Annotated in this window: 24 protein-coding genes; 17 read left to right on the forward strand and 7 right to left on the reverse strand. The window is 62.0% G+C overall.

What is annotated here, in order from left to right; genetic code table 11:
* Genes pyrR through pyrF form a run of 7 tightly spaced genes read left to right on the forward strand, consistent with a single transcriptional unit; the run spans position 1 to position 8,861 of the window.
* Positions 1-597 (forward strand): bifunctional pyr operon transcriptional regulator/uracil phosphoribosyltransferase PyrR, encoded by a 597-nt coding sequence (pyrR, locus tag ABDK06_RS00500; RefSeq protein ID WP_394937816.1) that lies wholly within the window; start codon positions 1-3, stop codon positions 595-597.
* Entirely contained in the window at positions 594-1,598 is a 1,005-nt protein-coding gene (locus ABDK06_RS00505) for an aspartate carbamoyltransferase catalytic subunit (protein WP_394937818.1), read from the forward strand. The genes pyrR and ABDK06_RS00505 overlap by 4 nt, the downstream gene beginning before the upstream one ends.
* Positions 1,595-2,914, forward strand: a complete 1,320-nt coding sequence (locus tag ABDK06_RS00510) for a dihydroorotase (RefSeq protein WP_394937820.1) — start codon at positions 1,595-1,597, stop codon at positions 2,912-2,914. The genes ABDK06_RS00505 and ABDK06_RS00510 overlap by 4 nt, the downstream gene beginning before the upstream one ends.
* Positions 2,914-3,435 carry a PH-like domain-containing protein gene (locus ABDK06_RS00515; RefSeq protein ID WP_394937822.1) on the forward strand — a complete coding sequence of 174 codons (522 nt, stop codon included), beginning with the start codon at positions 2,914-2,916 and terminating at the stop codon, positions 3,433-3,435. The genes ABDK06_RS00510 and ABDK06_RS00515 overlap by 1 nt, the downstream gene beginning before the upstream one ends.
* 1 nt (position 3,436) lies before the next feature.
* Positions 3,437-4,711: a glutamine-hydrolyzing carbamoyl-phosphate synthase small subunit gene (carA, locus tag ABDK06_RS00520; protein WP_394937824.1), complete on the forward strand. Its 1,275-nt coding sequence runs from the start codon at positions 3,437-3,439 to the stop codon at positions 4,709-4,711.
* Positions 4,711-8,019: a carbamoyl-phosphate synthase large subunit gene (gene carB / locus ABDK06_RS00525; RefSeq protein WP_394937826.1), complete on the forward strand. Its 3,309-nt coding sequence runs from the start codon at positions 4,711-4,713 to the stop codon at positions 8,017-8,019. Before carA ends, carB begins: the two co-directional genes overlap by 1 nt.
* Positions 8,016-8,861, forward strand: a complete 846-nt coding sequence (gene pyrF, locus ABDK06_RS00530; protein ID WP_394937828.1) for an orotidine-5'-phosphate decarboxylase — start codon at positions 8,016-8,018, stop codon at positions 8,859-8,861. Before carB ends, pyrF begins: the two co-directional genes overlap by 4 nt.
* Positions 8,862-8,964: 103 nt before the next feature.
* On the opposite strand, the gene ABDK06_RS00535 is transcribed toward pyrF, so the two are convergent.
* Both ABDK06_RS00535 and ABDK06_RS00540 read right to left on the reverse strand, forming a co-directional pair.
* Entirely contained in the window at positions 8,965-10,443 is a 1,479-nt protein-coding gene (locus ABDK06_RS00535; RefSeq protein WP_394937830.1) for an MDR family MFS transporter, read from the reverse strand.
* 330 nt (positions 10,444-10,773) lie between these two features.
* On the reverse strand, positions 10,774-11,232 hold the full coding sequence (locus ABDK06_RS00540) for a VOC family protein (RefSeq protein WP_394937832.1): 459 nt from the start codon (positions 11,230-11,232) through the stop codon (positions 10,774-10,776).
* A gap of 106 nt (positions 11,233-11,338) precedes the next feature.
* Between ABDK06_RS00540 and ABDK06_RS00545 the strand changes: the two genes are divergently transcribed.
* The 7 genes from ABDK06_RS00545 (at position 11,339) to ABDK06_RS00575 (ending at position 18,424) form a co-directional block, all read left to right on the forward strand.
* A complete protein-coding gene (locus ABDK06_RS00545; RefSeq protein WP_394937834.1) occupies positions 11,339-12,331 on the forward strand; it encodes a helix-turn-helix transcriptional regulator in 993 nt (330 codons plus the stop codon).
* Positions 12,332-12,561: 230 nt separating this feature from the next.
* Positions 12,562-12,897, forward strand: a complete 336-nt coding sequence (gene mihF, locus ABDK06_RS00550; protein ID WP_394937836.1) for an integration host factor, actinobacterial type — start codon at positions 12,562-12,564, stop codon at positions 12,895-12,897.
* Positions 12,897-13,475, forward strand: coding sequence for a guanylate kinase (gene gmk, locus ABDK06_RS00555; protein ID WP_394937838.1), 579 nt, complete (start codon positions 12,897-12,899; stop codon positions 13,473-13,475). The genes mihF and gmk overlap by 1 nt, the downstream gene beginning before the upstream one ends.
* Before the next feature lie 24 nt (positions 13,476-13,499).
* Complete coding sequence (gene rpoZ, locus ABDK06_RS00560) at positions 13,500-13,778, forward strand: DNA-directed RNA polymerase subunit omega (protein ID WP_394937840.1); 279 nt, start codon at positions 13,500-13,502, stop codon at positions 13,776-13,778.
* A 14-nt stretch (positions 13,779-13,792) separates the two neighbouring features.
* Positions 13,793-15,037 (forward strand): bifunctional phosphopantothenoylcysteine decarboxylase/phosphopantothenate--cysteine ligase CoaBC, encoded by a 1,245-nt coding sequence (gene coaBC / locus ABDK06_RS00565; protein WP_394937842.1) that lies wholly within the window; start codon positions 13,793-13,795, stop codon positions 15,035-15,037.
* A 44-nt stretch (positions 15,038-15,081) separates the two neighbouring features.
* A complete protein-coding gene (gene metK, locus ABDK06_RS00570) occupies positions 15,082-16,293 on the forward strand; it encodes a methionine adenosyltransferase (RefSeq protein WP_394937844.1) in 1,212 nt (403 codons plus the stop codon).
* 97 nt (positions 16,294-16,390) lie between these two features.
* Positions 16,391-18,424: a primosomal protein N' gene (locus ABDK06_RS00575; RefSeq protein WP_394937846.1), complete on the forward strand. Its 2,034-nt coding sequence runs from the start codon at positions 16,391-16,393 to the stop codon at positions 18,422-18,424.
* Positions 18,425-18,431: 7 nt separating this feature from the next.
* Here ABDK06_RS00575 and ABDK06_RS00580 read toward each other — a convergent pair whose 3' ends face one another.
* On the reverse strand, positions 18,432-18,890 hold the full coding sequence (locus ABDK06_RS00580; protein WP_394937848.1) for a MarR family winged helix-turn-helix transcriptional regulator: 459 nt from the start codon (positions 18,888-18,890) through the stop codon (positions 18,432-18,434).
* Positions 18,891-18,949: 59 nt separating this feature from the next.
* On the opposite strand from ABDK06_RS00580, the gene ABDK06_RS00585 reads away from it, so the two are divergent.
* Together ABDK06_RS00585 and ABDK06_RS00590 are read left to right on the forward strand one after the other, a co-directional pair.
* Positions 18,950-19,318, forward strand: a complete 369-nt coding sequence (locus ABDK06_RS00585) for a VOC family protein (protein WP_394937850.1) — start codon at positions 18,950-18,952, stop codon at positions 19,316-19,318.
* A 28-nt stretch (positions 19,319-19,346) separates the two neighbouring features.
* A complete protein-coding gene (locus ABDK06_RS00590) occupies positions 19,347-19,775 on the forward strand; it encodes an EVE domain-containing protein (RefSeq protein ID WP_394937852.1) in 429 nt (142 codons plus the stop codon).
* A 42-nt stretch (positions 19,776-19,817) separates the two neighbouring features.
* Here the strand turns inward: ABDK06_RS00590 and ABDK06_RS00595 are convergent, their stop codons facing one another.
* Complete coding sequence (locus tag ABDK06_RS00595) at positions 19,818-20,681, reverse strand: SDR family oxidoreductase (RefSeq protein WP_394937854.1); 864 nt, start codon at positions 20,679-20,681, stop codon at positions 19,818-19,820.
* Positions 20,682-20,728: 47 nt separating this feature from the next.
* On the opposite strand from ABDK06_RS00595, the gene ABDK06_RS00600 reads away from it, so the two are divergent.
* The gene (locus ABDK06_RS00600) at positions 20,729-21,298 is read left to right on the forward strand and encodes a TetR/AcrR family transcriptional regulator (RefSeq protein WP_394937856.1); all 570 of its coding nucleotides are present in this window, start codon (positions 20,729-20,731) and stop codon (positions 21,296-21,298) included.
* 22 nt (positions 21,299-21,320) lie between these two features.
* On the opposite strand, the gene ABDK06_RS00605 is transcribed toward ABDK06_RS00600, so the two are convergent.
* From ABDK06_RS00605 to ABDK06_RS00615, 3 genes are read right to left on the reverse strand one after another with little or no spacing between them, the layout of a single operon-like run.
* Positions 21,321-22,403, reverse strand: coding sequence for a glycosyltransferase family 4 protein (locus tag ABDK06_RS00605; protein ID WP_394937858.1), 1,083 nt, complete (start codon positions 22,401-22,403; stop codon positions 21,321-21,323).
* Positions 22,400-23,338, reverse strand: coding sequence for an alpha/beta fold hydrolase (locus ABDK06_RS00610; protein ID WP_394937860.1), 939 nt, complete (start codon positions 23,336-23,338; stop codon positions 22,400-22,402). The genes ABDK06_RS00605 and ABDK06_RS00610 overlap by 4 nt, the downstream gene beginning before the upstream one ends.
* Positions 23,335-24,168 carry an aldo/keto reductase gene (locus ABDK06_RS00615; RefSeq protein WP_394937862.1) on the reverse strand — a complete coding sequence of 278 codons (834 nt, stop codon included), beginning with the start codon at positions 24,166-24,168 and terminating at the stop codon, positions 23,335-23,337. Before ABDK06_RS00615 ends, ABDK06_RS00610 begins: the two co-directional genes overlap by 4 nt.
* Positions 24,169-24,175: the final 7 nt, after the last annotated feature.

Here is a 24,175-nt window from a genome sequence, read left to right on the forward strand (position 1 = left end):
ATGAACAACTCTGTTCAATCCACGCAGGCTGGCAACGGCCGAGTGGTTTTGAGTGGTGCGGACATCGACCGTGCACTGACGCGTATTGCGCATGAAATCCTCGAAGCTAATCGAGGTGCCGAACAGCTCGTACTGCTCGGTATTCCGCGCCGGGGTTTCCCCTTGGCACGAAGACTGGCGGAAAAAATAGCCCTCGCGGAGCCCAAAGTCACTCCCTCGGAGATCCTGGGCCAGCTCGACGTCACGATGTTTCGTGATGACCTCGCCCATCAGCCCACCAGAGCTCCGCAACGCACCGAATTGCCCGCCTCCGGCATCGACCACCGGGTAGTGGTCTTAGTCGACGATGTGCTTTATTCCGGGCGCACCATCCGCGCCGCACTGGACGCCGTCGTCGACCTCGGCCGGCCGAAGTTCATCCGGCTCGCCGTGCTGGTCGACCGGGGGCACCGGGAACTTCCCATTCGCGCGGACTACGTCGGCAAGAACCTGCCGACTTCTTCGAGCGAACGGGTTCGCGTGCAGTTAGCTGAGATCGACGACGGCGTTGACCAGGTGATGATCGAAGGTCCTAGCGGGGAGGGTGACCCGGTATGAGGCATCTGCTGTCAACTCAGGAGCTCTCCCGGCCTGACGCCCTTCAGATTCTGGACACCACCGAGGAGATGGCGGCGGTCACTGAGCGGGAGGTCAAGAAGCTCCCTGCCCTGCGCGGCCGCACCGTGGTCAATCTGTTCTTCGAGGATTCCACCCGCACCAGGATTTCCTTCGAAGCCGCGGCCAAGCGGCTGAGCGCGGATGTGATCAACTTCGCCGCCAAGGGCTCCTCGGTCTCCAAAGGCGAATCACTCAAAGACACCGCCCAGACCTTGGAAGCGATGAGCGCTGATGCCGTGGTGATCCGGCACGGCGCCTCCGGGGCACCGCAGCGGCTCGCCGATTCCGGCTGGATCGACGCCGCCGTGATCAATGCGGGGGACGGTACCCACGAGCACCCCACTCAGGCCCTGCTGGATGCTTTCACGATGAGACGGCACTGGGCGAAGGTCCGTGGGATCAGCTCGGTAGGCTCAGATCTGACCGGACTGCGCGTCGCCATTGCGGGGGACGTACTGCACTCACGGGTGGCGCGCTCGAACGTCTGGTTGCTGAAGACTCTCGGCGCCACCGTCACCCTGGTAGCCCCGCCCACCCTCTTGCCGCTCGGTGTTCATGACTGGCCGGTCGAAGTCAGCTACGATCTGGACGCCACCCTCGAAGCTGGAGTTGATGCCATGATGATGCTGCGGGTGCAGGGTGAGCGGATGAACGCCGCTTTCTTTCCCTCCGAACGGGAGTACTCCCGGCGCTGGGGTTTCGACGACGGGCGGCTGGCCAAACTGGATGCGCTCGGCCTGAAAGACACCATAGTGATGCACCCGGGCCCGATGAACCGTGGCCTGGAAATTTCTTCGGCGGCAGCTGATTCCTCGCGCTCGACCGTGCTGGATCAAGTGCGCAACGGCGTCGCCGTCCGCATGGCGACCATGTACTTACTGCTCAGCGGCAGCCCGGCGCAATCCACCGGGCCGGAAAGCTCGGAACGGAAGAAATCATGAGTAAATATCTGATCAAGGGCGCCGCCGTATTGGGTGGCGAAAGCGCCGATCTGCTGATCGTCGACGGGCGGTTCGCGCCACTAGAGGAATCTCAGGGGGCTACCGAAATATCCGCCGAAGGCCTGGTCGCCCTACCCGGTTTAGTGGATCTTCATACCCATCTGCGGGAACCCGGCCGGGAGGACGCCGAAACGGTGCTCACCGGCTCACAGGCCGCGGCCAAGGGAGGCTTCACCGCGGTGCACGCGATGGCGAACAGCATGCCCGTGGCGGACACCGCCGGCGTGGTCGAGCAGGTCTATCGTCTTGGCCAGGAGGCCGGCTGGACCGAAGTCCGGCCGGTCGGCGCGGTCACCGTGGGGCTGGCCGGCCAGCGTCTCGCGGAACTCGGAGCGATGGCGGACTCACGAGCCAGAGTGCGATTGTTCTCCGACGACGGAATGTGCGTCTGGGATCCGGTGCTGATGCGCAGGGCGCTCGAGTACGTCAAAGCCTTTGACGGCGTGGTGGCGCAGCACGCTCAGGAGCCGCGGCTCACCGAGGGCGCCCAGATGAACGAGGGTGCGGTGTCCGCGGTACTCGGCCTGCAAGGCTGGCCAGCCGTTGCGGAGGAGAGCATTATTGCCCGTGACGTGCTGCTCGCTCAGCACGTGGATTCAAGGCTGCACGTCTGCCACGTCTCCACCGCGGGTAGCGTGGAGATCATTCGCTGGGCCAAGGCTCGCGGCGTCAAAGTCACGGCGGAGGTCACTCCGCATCATTTGCTGCTCACCGATGAGCTGGTGCGCAGCTACGATCCGGTGTTCAAAGTGAACCCTCCGCTGCGCACCTCAGAAGATGTGCAGGCGCTCAGGCTCGCTCTCGCCGACGGCACCATCGATGTGGTGGGCACCGATCATGCACCGCATCCCAGCGAGGCCAAGGAATGCGAATGGGCTCAGGCCGCGATGGGCATGACCGGGCTTGAGACAGCGCTGTCAGTGGTTCAGCACACCATGGTGGAAACCGGGCTGATGAGCTGGCAGCAAGTCGCCAAGGTGACCTCTCAGACCCCGGCCAGGATCGGCCAGCTGCCCTGGCAGGGGGGCTCCCTCTCGATCGGTGAATCCGCTCATCTGGTCTTACTGGATCCTGCGGCTCGCTGGACGGTTGACCCGAAGGCGATGGCGACCAAGGGCAGGAATTCACCCTTCGCAGGTTTGGAACTGCCGGGTCGGGTGATCGCCACCTTCCTCAACGGGCACCCCACGGTGCTCGATGGTGAGTTGAACACCCCCGCCCAGCCAGTCGATGCAGCAGCCTCCGGAGGCCGCTAATGGACAAGCTGGGACCGACGATCTTCGCGGGCGTGCTGGTGCTCGCGATCTTTGCGCTGATCTGGCTGGGCTGGCGCAACCGCCAGCGCCGTCAGGCCGATACGCTGCCTCTTCCGGAGGTGCCAGAGCTCTCCGAGCCGGCGCTCTCAGTGCAAGGGCAGTACGTCGCGACGACGACCGAAGGGGATTGGCTCGACCGGATCGCGGTGCACAGCCTCGGGTTGCGCACCAGGGCGATCCTGAGCATTCACCGGGAGGGAATCCTGCTGGAACGCAGCGGAGCCCCGGATCTCTTCATCGCCAAGGAGCACTACGAGGGAGTCCGCTTGGAAAGCGGGATGGCCGGTAAATTCGTCGAAAAAGATGGCCTGCTGGTGCTGAGCTGGCGGCTCGGCGAACAAGTACTCGATACCGGCTTCCGGACCAGGAAAGCAGCGGATCGAAGCATTTTACTGACCGGCCTTCAAGAAGCCCCGACTCAAGAATTCAACAGCTTCAACAGCACAGAAAAGGATGGCTGAGATGACACAGTTCTCATCGAGCACACAGGCCACGCAGTCGGTCAACAGAGCGCTGTTGATACTCGAAGACGGCCGGAGCTTTCCCGGCATCGGTTATGGCGCCGTGGGCAAAGCCCTGGGGGAGGCGGTCTTCGCCACCGGGATGACCGGTTATCAGGAGACCATTACTGACCCTTCGTACGCCCGGCAATTGGTGGTGCAGACCGCACCGCATATCGGGAATACCGGGGTGAATGACGAGGACGCCGAATCACGCAAGATCTGGGTCGCTGGCTATATTGTGCGAGACGCCGCCCGGCGTCCCTCCAACTGGCGCTCTCAGGGCGGCCTCGACGAAGAACTGGTCAAACAGGGAATCGTCGGCATCCAGGGAGTCGACACCCGAGCCATCACCAGGCACTTACGCGAGCGTGGCAGCATGAAGGCCGGGATCTTCAGCGGTCAGGACGCTCTGCGGCCCGAAGCTGAACTAGTAGCCGAGGTCAAGGCGCAGGCAGCCATGGAAGGCCTGCAGCTCGCTGAAGAGGTCAGCGTCAGTGAGGCCTATATCGTAGAACCTCGGGAGCACGGCTGGTCGGGGAGCCAGGATGGCTCAGCCGAGCCGTTGTTCAGCATCGCCGCTCTCGACCTGGGCATCAAGTCGATGACGCCGCAGCGCTTTGCGGAACGTGGCGTGCGAGTCCATGTGCTTCCGGCCACGAGTACTTTCGAGGATATTGCGGCGCTCAATCCCGATGGTGTCTTCATGTCCAATGGACCGGGCGACCCGGCCACTGCGGATCGCCAAGTCGCTCTGTTGCGCGAGGTGCTGGATCGCAAGATCCCGTTCTTCGGTATCTGCTTCGGCAATCAGATTCTGGGCCGGGCGCTCGGCTTCGGCACCTATAAACTGCGCTACGGCCACCGAGGGATCAACCAACCGGTGATGGACCGGGCCACTGGCAAGGTGGAGATCACCTCGCAGAACCACGGTTTCGCGGTGGACGCCCCCAAGGATCGGGTGAGTGAAGCCCCGGAATCACGGTTCGGCCGGGTGGAAGTCAGCCATGTCAGCCTCAATGACGACGTCGTAGAAGGCCTCAACTGCCTGGACCTGCCAGCTTTCTCTGTGCAGTACCACCCGGAGGCTGCGGCCGGGCCGCACGACTCCGCTTATCTCTTCGATCGCTTCATCGATTTGATGGCCAGCACTGCCGACTCCGAATCAACCGACTCAACAGCTCGGACCACGACAGCCCAGACCACGGACGACCAGACCACGGAGGTCAGCGAATAATGCCTAAAAGAGACGATCTTAAATCGGTTCTGGTGATTGGCTCCGGCCCGATCGTGATCGGTCAGGCCGCGGAATTCGACTATTCCGGCACCCAGGCGCTTCGCGTGCTCAAAGAGGAGGGCCTACGGGTCATCCTGGTGAACTCCAACCCGGCCACCATTATGACCGACCCGGAGTTCGCCGATGCGACCTACGTCGAGCCGATCACCCCCGAGGTGGTCGAGAAGATTATCGCCAAGGAACGTCCCGATGCCGTGCTGCCCACCCTGGGCGGGCAGACCGCGCTGAACACCGCCATTGCCCTGGACAAGAACGGTGTGCTGGCGAAGTACGACGTCGAACTGATCGGCGCCAATATTGCGGCCATCGAACTCGGCGAAGACCGGGAGAAGTTCAAGGGCGTGGTGGAGCGCTGCGGCGCTGAATCGGCGCGTTCGCATATCGTGCACAGCCTGGATGAGGCCTTCGTGGCCGCCGCAGATCTCGGCTACCCGCTGGTGGTCCGGCCCTCCTTCACGATGGGCGGTCTGGGTTCCGGGCTGGCCTACAACGAGGAGGACCTGCGCCGGATCGCCGGTGCCGGCATCCAGTACAGCCCCACCTCTGAGGTGCTGCTCGAGGAGAGCATTCTGGGCTGGAAAGAGTACGAGCTCGAAATGATGCGGGACAAGAACGACAACGTCGTGGTGGTCTGCTCCATTGAGAACTTCGACCCGGTCGGTGTGCACACCGGCGATTCGATCACGGTGGCGCCGGCGATGACGCTGACCGACCGTGAGTACCAGAAGCTGCGGGACATCTCGATCGCGGTGATCCGCGAGGTTGGCGTCGACACCGGTGGCTGCAATATTCAGTTCGCGGTGGAACCGAGCACCGGGCGCGTCGTGGTGATCGAAATGAACCCCCGGGTCTCCCGCTCCTCGGCGCTGGCCTCTAAGGCGACGGGCTTCGCGATCGCCAAGATCGCCACCAAGCTCTCGCTCGGCTACACCCTGGATGAGATCCCGAACGACATCACCCAGCAGACCCCGGCGAGCTTCGAGCCGACCCTGGACTATGTCGTGGTGAAGGTGCCCCGCTTCGCCTTCGAGAAGTTCCCGGCGGCCGATCCCACGCTGACCACCACGATGAAGAGCGTCGGTGAAGCGATGGCGATCGGCCGGAACTTCACCGAGGCCCTGCAGAAGGCGCTGCGTTCCCTCGAGCAGAAGGGCACTCAGCTCGATTTCGGCAGCGTGAACGAACTCGACGTGCCGGAACTGATCGAAGCCGCCAAGCGGCCCACCACCGACCGGCTCGGCCAGGTGCAGCGGGCGCTGGCCGGTGGAGCCACGATCGAGCAGCTCTATGAAGCCACCGGGATCGACCCGTGGTTCCTCGATCAGTTGCAGTTGCTCAATGAAGTGGCCGCTGAGCTGCGGGGCAGCTCGCAACTCGATGAGGGCCTGCTGCAACACGCCAAACGCCACGGCTTCTCGGACGCGCAGATCGCCGAGCTGACTCACAATAGCGAGGGCGTGGTGCGCGGAGTGCGGCAAGCGCTGGGCATCCGCCCGGTCTACAAGACGGTGGACACCTGTGCCGCTGAATTCGCCGCCTACACCCCGTATCACTATTCGTCCTATGACCAGGAGGACGAGGTGGCGCTGCACGAGAAGCCCTCGATCATCATCCTGGGCTCCGGGCCGAATCGGATCGGTCAGGGCATCGAATTCGACTACTCCTGTGTGCACGCCTCGATGGCGCTGCGCAAAGCTGGTTATGAGACCGTGATGGTGAACTGTAACCCGGAGACTGTCTCCACCGATTACGACGTCTCCACCCGGCTCTACTTCGAACCGCTCACCCTGGAGGACGTGCTCGAGGTGATCGCGGCCGAAGAGCGCACCGGTGGTGTGATGGGCGTTTTCGTGCAGCTCGGCGGCCAGACCCCGCTCAAGTTGGCGCAAGCGCTGGCGGATGCCGGAGTGCCGATTCTCGGCACCTCGCCGGAGGCGATCGACTTGGCCGAGCACCGCGGACAGTTCGCCCGGGTGCTGGATAACGCCGGCCTGATCGCGCCGAAGAACGGCACGGCGGTCTCCTTCGAGGACGCCAAACGGGTGGCTGATGAGATCGGTTATCCCGTGCTGGTGCGGCCCTCCTACGTGCTGGGAGGCCGGGGCATGGAAATCGTCTACGACGAGTCGCAGCTCTCCCGCTACATCGCCGGAGCCACCGAGATCACCCCGGATCATCCGGTGCTGATCGACCGGTTCCTGGAGGACGCCATCGAGATTGATGTGGATGCGCTCTACGACGGCAAGGAACTCTATCTGGGCGGCGTGATGGAGCACATCGAGGAGGCCGGCATCCACTCCGGCGACTCGGCCTGCGTGCTGCCGCCCATCACGCTCGGTGCCACCGTGGTCGACCGAGTGCGCAAAGCGACCAAGGCGATTGCCGAAGGCGTCGGAGTGCGCGGGCTGATCAATATTCAATTCGCCCTGGCCTCTGATGTGCTCTACGTTCTTGAGGCGAATCCACGGGCCTCCCGGACGGTGCCTTTCGTCTCCAAGGCCACCGGAGTTCAGTTGGCCAAAGCCGCCGCGCTGATCGGCACCGGCGTCACGATCAACCAACTGCGCACCGCCTATCACATGATTCCCGAGCGGTTTGACGGCGGTTCGCTGCCGCTCGGTGCGCCGGTCGCGGTCAAGGAAGCAGTGCTGCCCTTCAGCCGCTTCCGCACCCCGGAAGGCGCCGTGGTGGATTCCCTGCTCGGCCCGGAAATGCGCTCCACCGGTGAGGTGATGGGCATTGACCGGCATTTCGACACCGCTTTCGCGAAGAGCCAGGCGGCGGCCAATAACTCATTGCCCACCGAAGGCAAGGTCTTCGTCTCGGTGGCCAACCGGGATAAGCGGGCGGTGATCATGGCGGTCAAACTGCTGGCGGACTTCGGTTTCGAAATCGTCTCCACGGGAGGCACCGCCGATGTACTGCGGCGCAATGGCATCGCTTCCAGCACGGTGCGCAAGGTCGCCGAAGGCACCAGCGCGGAAGGCGAAGGCACCATCACCGACCTGATCGTGGCGGGAGAGATCGATATGGTCTTCAACACTCCCTCCGGTGGGGAAGCCCGCGGCGACGGTTATGAGATCCGGGCGGCCGCGACGTCGATCGGGATTCCCTGCATCACCACGGTGGCGGAGTTCAATGTCGCGGTGCTCGCGATTGAGGCGATGCGAAGCTTCGAATGGTCGGTGACCAGCTTGCAAGAACACGCTGAAACGCTGCTGCAAGCCGTAGCAGCGGGAGAGTCATGAGCGAATCGTTCGGGCAACGGCTGAGGGCCAAAATGGCTGAGCGGGGTCAGCTCTGCGTCGGCATCGACCCGCACCCCGCGCTGCTCCGCGAGTGGGGGCTGGACCAGGACGTCGTCTCGCTCAAGCGGTTCTCACACACCCTGCTCGATGCGGTGGCCGATTTGGTGCCCGCGATCAAGCCGCAAGTGGCGCTCTTCGAGCGCTTCGGATCCGCCGGTATCGCGGTGCTCGAAGAACTCCTGGCGGCCGCGAAGGACGCCGGAGTGCTCAGCATCGCCGACGCCAAACGCGGCGATATCGGCTCCACGATGGCCGCTTACGCCGAGGCCTGGTTGCAGGACGGTTCACCCTTAGCCGCCGACGCCGTGACGCTCAGCCCATACCTCGGCTTTGGCTCCTTGCGTCCAGCACTGGATTTGGCGGAGAGCACCGGGCGCGGTGTCTTCGTGCTCGCCCTGACGTCGAATCCTGAGGGTCCCAGTGTGCAGCACATCGGGGCCGGGCAGATGACCGGCTCGGTAGCGGCGGGCATCGTCCAGGAGGCGGCAGCGGAGAACGCCAGGGCGCTGCAGGGCGCCGAGGGCTGGGGGAGCACCGGGCTGGTGATCGGGGCTACCGTCGACGATGCCTTGGAGCAACTGGGCATTGATCTCGGCGCCCTGCGCGGCCCGATCCTGGCTCCCGGGCTCGGCGCCCAGGGCGCCACCGGAGCGGATCTCCGTCGGGTTTTCGGCGAGGCCTATCCGCAAGTTCTGGCCACCTCGAGCCGCGGGATCGCAGCTGCTGGCCCGGATCGGCAGGCCCTGCGCGAAGCCACCCAAACGACTCTGGCCGAACTCTAAACCCGCATTAAAATCCTGACGCTGTGACAGCTAGAGTCGTTCTGGGCTGCCTCTTCCGACTCTGGCTGTCACAGCGCTGCTTGGTTGATTCTGCTCAGTTGGTTCAGTGAATCGGGGCGGCGACGCCTTCCTCAGCCTCCGACGTCGCAGCATCCTCCGCCGGTTTCTTAATGAAGAAGCCGATCACGATATTCGCGGTGAAGAGAATCGCTCCCAGCATGAAGGCCAAGCGGATTCCAGCGGCGGTGGCTACTTCCTCGGTGGACCCGGACGCCACCAGCACCGAAGCCTGCGAACTCATCACCGCGATGAACAGTGCCGTCCCGGCCGCACCGGCCACTTGCTGAACCGTGCCAACGATGGCCGAGCCATGTGAATAGAGCTTGGGTTCCAGGGCCGCGAGCCCCGCGGTGAAGAGCGGGGTGAAAGTGAGCCCGAGACCCAGGCTGAGCAGCATGTGCATCACCAGCACGTAGTACGGCGAGGTATTCGCATCCACCAGGGAGAGCATCCAGAGCACCGCGGTGACCAGAATGGTGCCCGGCACGATGAGCGGTCGAGGACCGTATTTATCGAAAAGCCGTCCCACAATGGGCGCGGAAAGCCCCATGATCAATCCACCGGGCAGCAGCATCAGGCCGACCCAGAGATTCTCAACATGCAGCACCTTCTGCAGATAGATGGGCAGCAGGATGATGGTGCCGAACAGGGCCATCATGGCGACCAGCATCATGATCACCGTGGCGGTGAAGGACGAGTTGCGGAAGGTCCGCAGATCGAGCAGCGCGTCATCGCGGCGCTGCAATACGAGTTGACGGAACACGAACCCGGTCAGCGCCAGTGCACCGACGCTGAGTGAGATCACCAGGGCGCCGGTCGAATTCTGGGCCCCGCTGTGCCCCAGCTGACTCAGTCCGTAGACCAATCCGCTGAAGCCGAGGGCCGAGAGGATCACCGAGACGACGTCCAGCGGAGCCTTAGTCGGCTCGTTGACATTGCGCACCCAGCGATAACCGATGGCCAGCATGGCCAGGGCGATCGGCAACACGACGCCGAACATCCAGCGCCAGGAGCCAAGGCTCAGGATGACACCGGCAATGGTCGGGCCGATCGCCGGAGCCACCGAGATCACAATGCTGATATTGCCCATCGTTCTGCCCCGCGAAGAGGCCGGCACCAGCTGGAGGATAGTGGTCATCAACAGAGGCATCATCATCGCAGTGCCGCAGGCCTGAACGATCCGGGCGATCAGCAGAAGCTCAAAGCCCGGTGAGACGATGGCGAGCAGAGTCCCGAGGCTGAACAGGATCATCGCCGTCATGAAGACCTGACGGGTGCTCAATCTTTGCAAGAGGAAACCGGTGATCGGAATCACCACGGCCATGGTGAGCATGAAAGCAGTGGAGAGCCACTGCACGGTATTCGAGTCGACGCGCAGATCGTTCATCAGCGGGGTGAGCGCCACACTCATAATGGTTTCATTCAGGAAGACGACGAAAGTGGCGGCCAACAACAGATAGATGACCTGCATGTTTCTGCGCTGGAGTTCGGTATTGGGCGAGTGGTTCTGGGTTTCAGGCATATTTCTCCTCACGAGGCGTCTTCGGACTGAGGCCCCCATGACCAAACGGCCTTGTTGGGGGAGGGTATTCCCCTCGAAGTGATTTTCGAGGGAGGTTCGGCGGACGGGCGGCACATCGCGCAAGCGGAAGCCGCATTGAGAAAGCTGCTGGGTCAGCAGATCAGATGTTCACCATTCAACCCTAGGGGCAAGAAGCCCGAAATGTCGATAGTTGTGTGTGCTTTGTCACCCGGTAAACGACGAAAAGCGCCTCCGAGTTGCTCAGAAGCGCCGATCACGACGTCGTTCGGCTGGGTTGCCGAAACCGGGGAACCCAGCCGAAGCGTTGTTTCAGGAGGACTGCACGTCGAGGATCCAGGTGACGCCGAACTGATCGGTGAGCATCCCGAAACCAGCTGACCAAGCCGAGGCCGCTAGAGGCTCCAGAACCGTTGCACCTTGGCTGAGCCTGGCCCAGTAGTGGGTCACTTCCTCGAGAGTCTCAGCCCGGACTGACTGAAAGAAGGTCCGATCCGTCAATGTCATGCCGTTCTGCCGCTGCGTCGAACCGGCGATGAGCTGAGGATCGCCGCCCTGGGAGCCCGGAATGTCGTAGGCCATCACTCGGAAACCGTCCTCGCTTTCCAGCTGGCCGAAGACCACCTGCTCAGCGTCGGGAAGCTCCTTCGGCATGCCGAAGTCGCGGTATCTCGCGATCTCCAGCTGGCCGCCGAACACGCTCTGATAGAACTTCAGCGCCTCTTCCGCGGTGCCCCGGAAGTTCAGGTGGGTAGTGGTTTTGATGCTCATGGAAGGTCCTTCTTCTCGGATTGATGATCGGTTGAAGTGCCGATGTGCTTAAATTCAAACAATGGAAGAGGACATATAGTGTCCTCTTCTGACGCATACTGGAAAGATGATCGAAAGTTCTTCGCGGATGCTGACGCTGCTATCCCTGCTCCAGGGGCAGCGCGACTGGCCGGGACAGGTATTGGCTGAGCGCCTCGAGGTCACGGTCAGAACGGTGCGCCGGGATATCGACCGGCTGCGGGAACTCGGTTATCGAATCCACACGGTTAAAGGACCTCACGGAGGTTACCGGCTGGCAGCGGGGTCGGAGCTGCCACCGCTGCTCTTCGACAACGAACAAGCGGTTGCCATCGCGGTCGCCCTGCAGGGCGTATCCTCCTCCGGAATGGAGATCCAGGAGGCGGCGGAACGCGCCTTAGTGACGATCCGTCAAGTGATGCCCTCAGCATTGCGGCATCGTCTTGACGGCATCCGATTCATCAGCAGCGATTCCGCAGAACGGGTTGATCCAGCGGTGCTTGAGGCGGTCAGCACCGCCGTCAGAGATCGTAAAATCCTGCGTTTCGACTATGGCGAGGGAGATGTTCCACCTCGCCGCACCGAGCCTCATACGGTTCTCGCGCGAGGCGGCCGCTGGTACCTGATCGGTTGGGACCTGGCTCGGGAGGACTGGCGGCTTTATCGGCTCGATCGGATGACCCCGCGCATTCCCGCCGGGCCGCTGTTCCAGCGTCGGCAGTTGCCGACCCCCGACGCCGGCACTTTTCTCTCGGCTCGGTTCAAAGGCTCAGCGGGTGCTGACCAGTGGCCATGTGTCGGTGAGTTCATCGTGGAGCTATCGGCGCGGGAGATCGTCCCGTGGATCGGCGATGGTCAGATCGAGGAACTGACCCCGCACTCTTGCCGGGTCGTTCTCGGTTCTTGGTCATGGCCAGGGCTGGCCGCTTTCATCGCCCGGCTCGATGCACCTTTCAGCGTTGTCGGTCCGGAGCCGTTGCGCGCTGCCATCGCGGTACTCGCCGATCGTTTTGCCGTCGCTGGCTCGGCACCAGCTACGGCTGCTGATCGAGCCGGAGCGCAGCCTGCTTTGCGGGCCTAGCGCGACTCGCCTTGGCAGATCCGCTTTTCACCCCGGGGATGGCCACCGGGTCCTTGCGCTCAGCGAATTGCTCGGAAAGCCGAGCGAAAAGCAATCACTTCGCTGTTCTGGAGCAAAGAAACCTTGATCCGGGATTGATTTTGCAGGCCCGGAACGGATAAGTTTCAAGGAAAGTTATTAGTCGTCGCCGACGCTCCAGCGAGCTTAAGCGAGGTTAGACGAGGTTCGCAGTGAGTTTAAGACCTTTGACCGTGGAAGAACGTGCTGCGGCTTTGCAAAAAGCAGCGCAGGCACGTACTGTCCGTGCAGAGGCAAAGAATAAACTCAAAGCGGGTAAGACCACCGTTGCCCAACTCATTGCCGCCGCCTCGCAAGACGAAGCCCTAGGACGTTTGAAGGTCACTGAATTGTTAGAGTCTTTGCCCGGCATCGGGCAAGTGCGCGCTGCCGCCATCATGCAGCAAGTGGGAATAGCGAGCACTCGGCGACTGCGTGGTCTGGGTGTGCACCAGCGCAAAGCTTTGATCGAACTCATTGATGCCAGCCCACGTCAGGCTGGCTCCTAGTGTCACAGCCCCACCATCGTGGCCTGACTGTTTTGGCCGGACCGACCGCCGTCGGTAAAGGGACCGTTTCCACTTTTATCAGAGATCACCACCCCGAAGTGTGGTTATCTGTTTCGGCGACCACTCGGCCTCCACGGCCAGGGGAAGTCGAGGGGGTCCACTATTTCTTCAAGAGCGCCGAGGAGTTCGATCGGCTGGTCGCGGAAGGGGCTTTTCTCGAGTGGGCGGTAGTGCACGGGCAGAATCGGTACGGCACCTTGCGTTCCACGGTCGACGCGGCTGTCGAAGAGGGAAAAGCCGTGCTATTGGAGATCGATCTGCAGGGTGCTCGGCAAGTCAAAGCTGCACTTCCGGACGCTCGATTCGTCTTCTTGGCGCCGCCGAGTTGGGAAGAATTGGTGCGTCGGCTGATCGGGCGCGGCACGGAAAGCGTTGAAGAGCAGCAACGTCGCTTAGAAACCGCTAAAATGGAACTTGCTGCTGAACCCGAGTTTGATTTCACGATTGTCAATGACAGCGTGCAAAGGGCAGCAGACGAGCTCGTTTCCCTCATGGGACTCAGCGCAACCCCGCGCTGAAGCCCAGTAATTTTTGGAGTATTTGTGTCTAATCCTGCCGAAGGCATTATTAACCCGCCGATTGATTCGCTGCTCGAAGCCGCGGATTCCAAGTACGGCCTGGTCATCTTCGGCGCCAAGCGCGCACGCCAGATCAACGCCTACTACGCACAGCTGCACGAGGGCCTTTTCGAGCACGTCGGACCTCTGGTCGACACCAAGCTGAATGAGAAGCCGCTCTCCATCGCTTTGCGCGAGGTCAACGAGGGTCTTCTGGTGGCAAAGCCCATTGAAGCTCCTGAAGCCGTGGAAATCACCGAGTAGCTAGCTCGCAGTCAATGCGCATCATCCTTGGCGTCGGTGGCGGAATCGCCGCCTATAAGGCGGCTTCGCTGCTCCGGCTTTTTACCGAGGCAGGGCATTCGGTCACGGTGATCCCCACCGAGGCCTCGCTCAAGTTCATCGGGGCGGCCACCTGGGAGGCACTCTCCGGCCACTCAGTCAGCAATGACGTGTTTGATCAGGTCGAGAAAGTCAACCATGTGAGGCTCGGTCATCAGGCGGATCTGATGGTGGTCGCTCCGGCGACGGCGGACCTGCTGGCACGGGCGGCCGGCGGTCACGCTGACGATCTGCTGACGAACACCTTGCTGATGGCCCACGGTCCGGTGCTGTTCGCTCCCGCGATGCATTCGGAGATGTGGGCCAACCCAGCGACACAGGCGAATGTCGCCACGCTGAGATCTCGTGGCTTGCACGTACTGGAACCGGCGGTGGGGCGATTGACCGGTGCTGATTCCGGGCCGGGCAGGCTTCCCGAACCCGAAGAGATCTACGCAGCGGCAATGGCTCTGACCGAATCCGCCGGGCACAGCAGCGTATCGAGCGCTGTTTTGGCGGGCCGACGCGTGGTGATCACCGCTGGTGGCACCCTTGAACCACTCGATCCGGTGCGTTATCTGGGGAATCGCTCCTCAGGCAAGCAGGGAGTGGCTTTAGCGCGTGCAGCGCAAGAAGCCGGTGCCGAGGTGACGCTGATCGCTGCGCACGTCGAGGTCGAATTACCGGACGACGTCGAACTGATCCGGGTAGAGACCGCCCTGCAGCTGCGGGCTGCGGTGCAGCAAGCGGTAGCGGACGCCGATGTGCTCATCATGGCTGCTGCGGTGGCTGACTTCCGGCCTGACCACACTGAGCAGAGCAAAATCAAGAAGCGTGATGATTCAGCCGATCCGGTGATCACCCTGGTGCGGAATCCTGATATTCTCGCCGAGGTGGTAGCCCAGAGGAATGCTCAGGGCGGAACTCAGTTCATTGTCGGATTCGCGGCTGAGACCGGCGATGACCGCGGTGATGTGCTGGATTACGCTCGGGCGAAACTAGCCCGCAAAGGCTGCGATCTGCTGGTCCTCAATCAGGTGGGGCAAGGGTCCGAGGGTCAGGAGCGCACCTTCGGCCGGGATGCCAATCAGGTTTTGATCCTCGATCAGGACGGTTCAGAACCGATCAAGGCAGAGGGATCCAAGCAGGCTGTGGCTCGCGCCGTCATCCAACGAATTGTGAACAAAATAGTAGCCCTGTAGTGGCCGGTGTCATCATCTGCGGCCGCGGAAGTTAGAGTGAACACGTGACTTTTAGTAATGAATCTTCATCCGGCCTCAGGCTGTTTACTTCGGAATCAGTAACCGAAGGCCATCCAGATAAAATCTGTGATCAAATCAGTGATTCAATTTTGGACGCACTGCTGCGAGCCGACCCGGATTCGCGGGTTGCCGTGGAAACCTTGGCCACCACCGGCCTGGTCCATGTGGCGGGCGAAGTCACCACGGAAGCGTACGTGGAGATCCCGCAGATCGTTCGGGAAACCATTCTGAACATCGGCTACGACTCCTCGGCTAATGGTTTTGACGGAGCTCGCTGCGGTGTTTCGGTTTCGATCGGCCAGCAGTCACCCGATATTTTCGACGGCGTCTTCAACTCCCTGGAAGCACGCGCCGGCAGCACTGATAGCTACGATCTGCAAGGCGCCGGCGATCAGGGACTGATGTTCGGCTATGCCTCGGATGAGACTGCGACGTTTATGCCGACCCCGATCTTTTTGGCGCACCGGCTTTCCGAACGGCTCTCCGAAGTGCGCAAGAGCGGGGAGCTGGCTTACCTTCGCCCCGATGGCAAGACCCAGGTCACCATTGGCTACCACGGCGATAGGCCGGTCAGCGTGGAGACCGTGGTGATCTCCAGCCAGCACGCGGAAGATGCTTCACTGGATCAGCTCCGCGCCGACCTCGCCAGTTTGGTCATCGATCCGGTCCTGGCCGATTCCGGTCTGGATATCTCCGCGACCCGTAATATCCTCAACCCGGCAGGCGCTTTCGTGATCGGCGGACCGGTGGGGGATGCGGGCCTGACAGGTCGGAAGATCATCGTGGATACCTACGGCGGAATGGCACGGCACGGCGGTGGAGCCTTCTCGGGGAAGGACCCGTCGAAGGTGGATCGTTCGGCTGCTTACGCGATGCGCTGGGTGGCCAAGAACGTGGTTGCGGCCGGGCTGGCGCGCCGGGCTGAAATCCAGATCGCTTATGCGATCGGGCAAGCCCGCCCGGTAGGCACCTATGTGGAGACCTTCGGCACCGAGACGGTCGATCCGGCGAAGATCGGCGAGGCGATTCGGGAGGTCTTCGATCTGCGGCCTCAGGCGATCATCAACGATCTGGATCTGAAGCGTCCGATCTATGCAAAAACTGCGGCACACGGACACTTCGGCCGCGAAGACCCCGATTTCACCTGGGAAAAGCTCGACCGGGTGGATGCGCTGAAGGCGTTCTTCGGCGCCTGAGCGATGGCTGCCGGGGGCCCAACGTCAGGATGAAGCCGACGAAGAATGTCCTGACCACGTGATTAACTAGAGGCACCATCGTCTGCTAAGGAGTGCCTTGACGACCGAAGCACTATTGCCGTTGCCTGATAGCTCGGAGCCCGAGCTATCAGCCGGGCAATTACCCATCGCCCGGGTGCTCATAGAGTCGTCATTGCCGCATCTGGACCGCCCTTTTGATTATCGGGTACCTCCTGAACTCGATCATTCCGCCCAGCCCGGCGTGCGGGTCAAGGTGAGATTCGCTGGTCAGGAGTTGAATGGTTTCCTGCTGGAGAGAGCGGCCACTGCCAGCACGGAGCGTCGTCTAGCCCCGCTCAGCAAAGTGGTGAGCCCGCTTCGAGTGCTCACTCCGGAGATCCTTCACTTGGCGAACAGCGTCGCGGCCCGCTATGCGGGCACCGTTTCCGATGTGCTGCGGGTCGCGGTGCCGCCCCGGATGGCTAAAGCTGAACAGGGTTTCGTCGCTGTGGAGGACGTGGCGCCCCCGGTTTTCCCGCTTCGCCCGGAGCTCTTCCGGGGCTACCATCTAGCCCAGCCCTTTATGGAGCATCTGGCCGCCGGGGGCTCGCCGCGCGCGGCTCTTTCGGCGCTCAAGGCTTATGGCGAATCCTCCTGGCACCATCAACTAGCTCAGCTGATCGCGGTCTGCGCAGGCAGCGGCAGGGGAGCGATCGCGGTAGTACCTGATCAACGAGATCTCGATCTACTGTGTGCGGCAGTCAGCGAGTTACTCGGTGAGCAAAGCTACGTCAGGCTCACCGCCGATGACGGGCCCACTCCCAGATATCGTAGCTTCCTCAAGCTGCTCAGCGGAGAATGCAAAATCGCTCTCGGGACTCGTTCTGCCGCCTTTGCGCCGGTGAAAAATCTCGGTTTGCTGTGTTGCTGGGATGACGGAGACGATCTGCTGATCGAAAGGCGCGCGCCTTATCAGCATGCCCGGGAGGTGCTCTTGCTGCGAGCTGAGCAGCAGGGCGCGGCGCTCTTACTCGCTGCGTTCTCTCGTAGCACCGAGGTGGAAAGGCTGCTGAAGACGGGCTGGATTCAGTCGATCACCCCCCAGCGCTCAACCACTAGAAAACTCGCCGCCCGGGTGGTGAGCACCACCGACAGCTTCGAGACCGAGCGAGATCCGCTGGCGGCTCTGGCCAGGCTTCCGCACCGTGCCTGGGAGATCGCTCAGCAAGGGCTGCTCAGCGGTCCAGTGCTGGTCCAAGTGGCCCGTGGTGGCTACCTTCCGGCAATGGCCTGCGAGACGTGCCGGCAATCGGCTCGTTGCCGACACTGCGCGGGTCCACTGGGGCAGAACCAAGCTGGTGCTGAGGTGCAATGCCGATGGTGCGGCACCCCGGAGAACAACTTCAACTGCCAGCACTGCGGCGGGCAGCAACTCCGTCGTACGGTCAGCGGAGCTGGGCGTACCGCAGAGGAATTGGGCAGGGCTTTCCCTCAAGCCCAGGTGATCTCATCGGCAGGAGATCATGTCAAAGCCGCTGTTCCGGATAAACCGGCGCTCGTGGTGGCCACGGTGGGAGCCGAACCGGTGGCTCCTCAGGGTTATGCGGCAGCTTTGCTGCTGGACGGGGACACCCTGATGAGGCGTGAGAACCTGCGCGCGGCAGAGGAAGCGGCACGGCGCTGGTTCTCTGCCGCTGCTCTGGTCCGTTCTGCGGAGGAGGGTGGCACCGTGGTACTCACGGCTTCTCAGAGCGAAGCCGCCGCCGCCATGGTGCGCTGGGATCCAGCGGGTTTTGCAGAGCGGGAATTCGCGCAACGCTCAGAACTCGGACTGCCACCGGCGGTCAGGCTGGTGGCGGTCACCGGATCGGTCCTAGCGGTTAAGGACTTTGTCGCACGCCTGGAGATTCCGCAAAAGCATCCAGCGGTTCGGGTGGTGGGACCGACTCTGATCGCTTTACCCGCAGCTGCTAGTGAGCCCGAGGACGCCGAATATCGCACGCTGGTCTTCATCCCTTATGCCAGCGCGCAGAGCTTGCTAGCGGAGATCCGGGCGGTCAAGGCCAGCCTTTCGGCTTCTCGTCACCCGGAACCGGTGCAGATCCGCTGCGATGGAGTCGATGTATTGTGACCACGAGCTAACTGGCCGACATCGGCTCTGACAGGGCAGCGATACAGCTGGTCAACAGGCTCATCAGAGATTCCTGCTCAGTTGCATCGAGATCTCGAAGCATCCGATCCTCCACGGATTTAACCGCGCGGCTGGCCGCCGTCAGCTTTTTTCGGCCGAGTGCAGTGAGCTGAGCGGGCAAGGCCCGTCCGACCGGGGCTGCCTCGGGCCGGGTGATCAGGCCATCGCGTTCGAGGGCTTGTAACAGGACGTTCATTGACTGCCGCGAGACGAAGGTTCCTCGGGCCAGCTCGGAATTCGACAGTCCCGGCCGCTGAGCCAGATGCTCGAGGCAGGAGTACTGCGATACCGTCATCCCCAGCGGGCGCAATACCGCGTCCATGGCTGAGCGCAGCGAGCTGGTCGCCTGCTTGAGGGTGTATCCCACCGAGCTTCTTAGATTCACTCTGTTGCCGCTTTGACTCATGTCAGTATTTTGACATATATTAGATATGTCAGGATATTGACATAGAAGGAGATTCTGCCATGACGACAATCGGCCCCGATTTTATTTCCCTGCAAGTGCGTGATCTGGAGCGTTCAGCAGCTTTTTATCAGGAACTGCTTGGCCTGAGCCGGGCTAAGGTGAGCCCGCCCCACGCGGTGGTCTTCGATACCCGGCCGATCGCCTTTGCGGTGCGGGATGCTTTGCCAGGAACCGATCTGGAGGGGGTCTCTCAGCTAGGGGAGGGCGTTGGGATCTGGCTGCTCGCCGAGAACGCTCAGCAGCTCCACGACGCACTGAAGGCCGCCGACGTGCAGATCATCTCAGCACCCATCGATGGACCCTTCGGCCGAACCTTCACTTTTGCCGATCCGGATGGTTATCGAGTGACCATCCACGACGGCGAATGAGTGGTTTCGAGAAGTCAGGGGCTCTGGGGTGAGTGCCTGGCTGGGTGTGGTTTCTTTCGAGCACGTCCGTCGGGCGGTCAGCCTCGGCATCGCTCAAATAGGGCACGGAAAGCGCGCAGGCTTGCTCCGCATGCACGCCGGTGACACGCTGATCTACTATTCATCCGTCGAAAGAATCGGAGATCGAACGCCTTTGCAGCAGTTCACCGCTATCGCGGAGATCGCCGATGACGAGATCTGGCAGGCTGATGAAGGCGATTTCAAGCCCTTTCGACGTCGGGCCCGCTATCTCGATACCGCGCCTGTCGAGCTGGCGTCGGTTCGCAATCAACTGCATCTGACAGCTGAAGCGAACTGGGGTTATCAATTGCGGCGCAATATCGTTCCCCTGGATGAGCACGATGCGAATCTCCTGCGATCCATGATGGAGGGTGGAGCGGTCGGCCAGCCGGCCTGAAGTCTCTGATCGAGTTCGTCCGTAGCCTTGCCGGGGCTTTGATCAGCGCTCGGCCTTGGAGCTTCTGCGCAGAGTTGAGGCGATCATTCGATCGAGTAGGCGATCGGGCAGGAAGCGAATCAGCCGGCTCATCACGGCGGCGTCCCGCCCGATGGTGTATCTCGGGCGGGAGCGCTCGGCGGTGACCGCTCGCAGTACTGTCTTTGCCGCCTGTTCCGAGCTAACCCCGGCTTGCTCCATAGACGCGGTATAGCTGAGGAATGTCTGCATGGTGTCGTTGTAGCGGGAGCGCTGCTCCGGCGTCATTCGCTCGAGCAGGCTGTGAGCCATCTCTTCGCCGCGGACCGCCATATCGGTGCGCATTCCGCCCGGCTCGACTACCACGACCTGCACGCCGTGCGGCGCGAGTTCCTGACGAAGCGCGTCGCTGATCCCCTCCACTGCGAATTTGCTGCCTGAGTACGCCCCGAAGGCGGGCAGTGCAACCCGTCCGCCCACTGAAGAGATGTTCACCACTCGACCTTTGCTGCGGTGCAGGGATGGCAGTAGCGCCTGGGTGAGAGCGATCAGCCCGAAGACATTGACGTCGAAGACCTTCCGCCAGGTCTCCAGGGGCATGGTCTCCACGGGGGCGTTCGCTGCAAAGCCCGCGTTGTTGATCACGGCGCGCAGGGGTTTCCCTAGGGTGTTCATTCTCTCCACCAGCTGAGCGATCTGGCTGGGCTCGGTGACGTCCAGCAGTATTGGCTCCAGTCCAGGCCGACGAAGTCGCTCGGCGTCCTGCTCTCGCCGTACCCCCGCCAGGACATGAAAGCCTTGTTCTGCCAGGAGCCTGGCGGTTGCCGCTCCTAGCCCGGTGGATGCGCCGCTGATGACGATCACTTCATTTTCATATGACGTTGACATATGAAAATGCTAACACTCTATGTGACAGTGTCAAGTAAACTGTTCGTATGACTACTCGGGCCGAGACCGCGGCTGCTACCCGCCGGGCTCTGATCGGTGCTGCGGCAGAGCTCCTGGATGAAGGCGGACCGAACGCCGTCACGCTGCGCGCCGTCGGTGCGCGGGCCGGTACTTCACGCGGCGCCCCTTATGGACATTTCGAGAATAAGGAAGAGCTGCTGACCGCATTGGCCGTCGAGGGATGGCTCCGGGTGAGTGAATGGCTCGAGCAATTTCAGGCCGCTGCTGAGGTGCCAGCCCCGCAGCGACTACAGCGCGCCCTGGCCATGATGCTCAGCGTCGCGCGGGAGCAGCCACATCTGTATGCCTTGATGTTCAGCACTCCCCAGAGCAATCCCGAGCCTCTGCTGCAAGCGGCCTCGAACGCCCAGGAGCTGTTCCTGGCGATCATCGCCGAAAGCGTGAACAGAGCGGATGCGCGAAAGATCGGCGCCTTGCTCATCTCGACGACGCACGGCATCGCCGGTATAGAGCGTGCCGGGCACCTCGGCAGCGAAAAGTGGGGCGTCACCGGCGATGAGCTTCTTGAGCTAATCGTTCAGCGGTTCACCAACTAATGGCGACCTTCGAAATTGGCGGTCAGCGCCTCACTCGATGGAGTTGAGCTGCTTCCTCGGCCATTGAGAGCAGAGCCTGGGCTGAACGCTCCCAGCTGTAGCTGGCGGCGCGCTGCAGTGAAGCCACGGAGCGACGTCGCCACTCCTCGGGTTCGGCGAGGGCCTGAACCGCGCGGGCAAAGGCTGCTGGGTCCTCTGCTGGGACGTAACTCGCGGCGTCTCCGCCCACTTCTCGGAAGATCTCGGTATCCGCCACGACGACTGGAGTGCCCAAGGTCATTGCCTCGACCAAGGGGAGGCCATAACCTTCAGCTTTGGAGAGCGTCACCACGGCAGTGGCTCGCAGCACTAAATCGTCGTATTCCTGATCGCTGACCCCGTTGTGGAAGATCACCCGGGCACCTTGAGGGATCAGTGCTTCCAGCTCGGTGCGACGCTCCGGAGTGATCCGGCTCAGCAGGTGCAAGGAGAAATCCGGAAGATCGGACATTCCCTTCAGCATGGTCTCCACATTCTTATAAGGCATGAAGGAGCCCATATAGATCAGGGTTTTCTCCGGTGATATCACCGGATCGCGAGGGGTTTTCCCGGGCTGCGGGGCGTTGCCGATGATTCGAATCGGCCGCTGGGTGAGCCGGAATTCCTCGATCAGCCGTTTCGACGTCCACGAGATGGTGGCCACGAGGTCTGCCCGGTTGAGTAAGAGCCGCTGAGGCCAGTAGGCCTTGTGATAGAGCCGCCACAGCACGCGGACGGGCAACGGCAAGAACCCCGGTGGCTCGGGGTGCTGATAGTAGATCAGATCCTGCAGGGTCAAGATCAGGCCGTACTTCCTGCCCCAGGAACCCATGGTCTGCAAGGGAGTGAAGACCGCGTCCGGGTTGAGCGGATTGACTTTCCGGGAGACGAACAATTCCATCGGAGACAGCGGGCTATTGACCTTGATCCAGGGCACCTCGGGCAGCAGCTGGAGCTGCCGCTCATCGTTGATCAGCATGGTGACATCGGCGATCTTGGCGGTCGCCTCGATGAGGCTGGATCCATAACGGCTGATGCCGTCGTGAAAATCAGTGCGGGTGAACCGGGCGTCCATCACAATTTTCATGCATCGGCTTTCGAGGGGTGCGGATGTTCGGTCAAGAATCGTTCAATCGCCTGAGCGGCCTCGCCCGGCGTCTCGTAGTGAATGAGATGCCCGACGTCGTCAATCACCGTGAGCTCGCCGTGCGGCAGCTGAGCGAGCAACCGCTGCTGGGCGGGCAGGGCGGCTATTTCGTCTTTTTCACCGGCGACCAAGAGGGTGGGCAGGCTGAGCTGCTGTGCTACTTGCCGTACATTGCCGCTGATCGACGCTTTGAAGGCCTCGAGCAACATGTCTCGGTTAGCGAAGGAACTGAAATAGGCGTGATGCTGGGCGTGAATGAAGCGCAACAGCTCTGGGTCTTTGGTCTTCGCCATAGTGTTGCTCATCACCTGCACGATCAGGCCACTGCGTAACAGTGCCTGCCCAAGGCCTTCAGGTAGCTTGGCCGAAGCCCAGTAATAGAACTGAGCGAGTTTGGACAGCACGCCGCGCGGGCCTTCCAGTGCGGGAGCAGCAATGGGATTGATCAGGATCAGTTCCGAGACCCGTCCGGGGTGCTCGGCGACGAAATGGCTCGCCACGATAGAGCCGAAGGAATGACCGATCAAGACCACCTCCTGGCCGAAGCCGAGAGCATCGAGGAACTCCGCAAGGAACTCGGAGTAGCTCGCGATATTGTGCTCACGCCCGCGGAACGCCGTGGACTCACCGAAACCGGGCAGATCGGGCATCACCAGCCGGTGACGAGGCAAGGCCTCAACCACTCGTTCCAGGCCGTGATGATCGCCGCGGAATCCGTGCACTACGACAATGGTTCGTTCTTGGATCGGAGCGGACTCAGTTGAGGCTGCATCTGCGGGTAGGGCGCGGTAATCCCAGTAACGGATGGTGGCGTTCGGCAATTCGAGCGAATGCTCCTGAACCCGATCTGAGAGCCGAGGGGAGTAGTTGTTCATCCGACCGTCCTCGGATCGGAACCCACTCGCTGATGCCGATCGAGCTGGGCGATCCGTGCCAGTATCTGCGGGGAGAGCGCCTCCGCGGGCAGCTCGAAATTTTGCTTCATGCGTTCCGGGCTGGAGGCCTTAGGAATCGCACTCACCCCAAGATCCCGCAGCCAGCAGAGAGCCAGCTGGGCAACGCTGATCTGCAATTCCTGGGCGAGGCAGAGCAATTGCGGATCCTCGAGCAGCTTGCCCCTGGCCAGCGGGCTCCAAGCCTGAGTGAGGATGCCGTGCTGCGCGTGGAAAGCGCGCAGCGGCCCTTGCTGCAACCAAGGGTGCATTTCCACCTGGTTCACAGCGGGTATGACCGAGCTGTCCTGCAGCAATCGTTCGAGATGCTCGGGCAAGAAATTGCTCACCCCGATAGCGCGAACCCGGCCATCAGCGAGCAGCTTCTCGAAAGCCTGATACGTTTCGCGGTAGAGGTCTTGCTGGGGCGCTGGCCAGTGGATCAAGAAGAGATCCAGATAGTCCAGGCCGAGCCGTGCCATTGACTCATCGAAGCCGTGCAGCGCTTTATGGTAGCCCTGCTGGTCATTCCAGAGCTTGCTCGTGATGAACAGGTCCTCCCGGTTCACCAGGCCGTCGGCGATAGCTTCTCGGACGGCTTGTCCTACGCCCTCTTCGTTGAGGTAGAAAGCGGCGGTGTCGATCAGCCGGTAACCCGTTTCGAGGGCCTGCCGGACGAGCGTCCGGGTCTGCTGGGGCGGCACCTTGTAGACGCCGTAGCCCTGGGCTGGAATCCGGGCACCGGAATTGAGCGTCAGCAGCGGGGAGGTCATGGTTCGA

Origin of the sequence: Psychromicrobium ferritrahens, assembly GCF_043789415.1 — a bacterium.
Lineage (GTDB): Bacteria > Actinomycetota > Actinomycetes > Actinomycetales > Micrococcaceae > Renibacterium.

Coding starts and splice junctions, on each gene's coding strand:
- ABDK06_RS00605 (WP_394937858.1), bottom strand. CDS start 22,403: ATGAAAATTGTGATGGACGCCCGGTTCACCCGCACTGATTTTCACGAC.
- ABDK06_RS00540 (WP_394937832.1), bottom strand. CDS start 11,232: ATGAGCATCAAAACCACTACCCACCTGAACTTCCGGGGCACCGCGGAA.
- ABDK06_RS00615 (WP_394937862.1), bottom strand. CDS start 24,168: ATGACCTCCCCGCTGCTGACGCTCAATTCCGGTGCCCGGATTCCAGCC.
- pyrR (WP_394937816.1), top strand. CDS start 1: ATGAACAACTCTGTTCAATCCACGCAGGCTGGCAACGGCCGAGTGGTT.
- ABDK06_RS00585 (WP_394937850.1), top strand. CDS start 18,950: ATGACGACAATCGGCCCCGATTTTATTTCCCTGCAAGTGCGTGATCTG.
- ABDK06_RS00600 (WP_394937856.1), top strand. CDS start 20,729: ATGACTACTCGGGCCGAGACCGCGGCTGCTACCCGCCGGGCTCTGATC.
- ABDK06_RS00515 (WP_394937822.1), top strand. CDS start 2,914: ATGGACAAGCTGGGACCGACGATCTTCGCGGGCGTGCTGGTGCTCGCG.
- ABDK06_RS00510 (WP_394937820.1), top strand. CDS start 1,595: ATGAGTAAATATCTGATCAAGGGCGCCGCCGTATTGGGTGGCGAAAGC.
- ABDK06_RS00535 (WP_394937830.1), bottom strand. CDS start 10,443: ATGCCTGAAACCCAGAACCACTCGCCCAATACCGAACTCCAGCGCAGA.
- ABDK06_RS00505 (WP_394937818.1), top strand. CDS start 594: ATGAGGCATCTGCTGTCAACTCAGGAGCTCTCCCGGCCTGACGCCCTT.
- carB (WP_394937826.1), top strand. CDS start 4,711: ATGCCTAAAAGAGACGATCTTAAATCGGTTCTGGTGATTGGCTCCGGC.
- ABDK06_RS00545 (WP_394937834.1), top strand. CDS start 11,339: ATGATCGAAAGTTCTTCGCGGATGCTGACGCTGCTATCCCTGCTCCAG.
- ABDK06_RS00595 (WP_394937854.1), bottom strand. CDS start 20,681: ATGTCAACGTCATATGAAAATGAAGTGATCGTCATCAGCGGCGCATCC.
- pyrF (WP_394937828.1), top strand. CDS start 8,016: ATGAGCGAATCGTTCGGGCAACGGCTGAGGGCCAAAATGGCTGAGCGG.
- ABDK06_RS00610 (WP_394937860.1), bottom strand. CDS start 23,338: ATGAACAACTACTCCCCTCGGCTCTCAGATCGGGTTCAGGAGCATTCG.
- ABDK06_RS00580 (WP_394937848.1), bottom strand. CDS start 18,890: ATGAGTCAAAGCGGCAACAGAGTGAATCTAAGAAGCTCGGTGGGATAC.
- coaBC (WP_394937842.1), top strand. CDS start 13,793: ATGCGCATCATCCTTGGCGTCGGTGGCGGAATCGCCGCCTATAAGGCG.
- carA (WP_394937824.1), top strand. CDS start 3,437: ATGACACAGTTCTCATCGAGCACACAGGCCACGCAGTCGGTCAACAGA.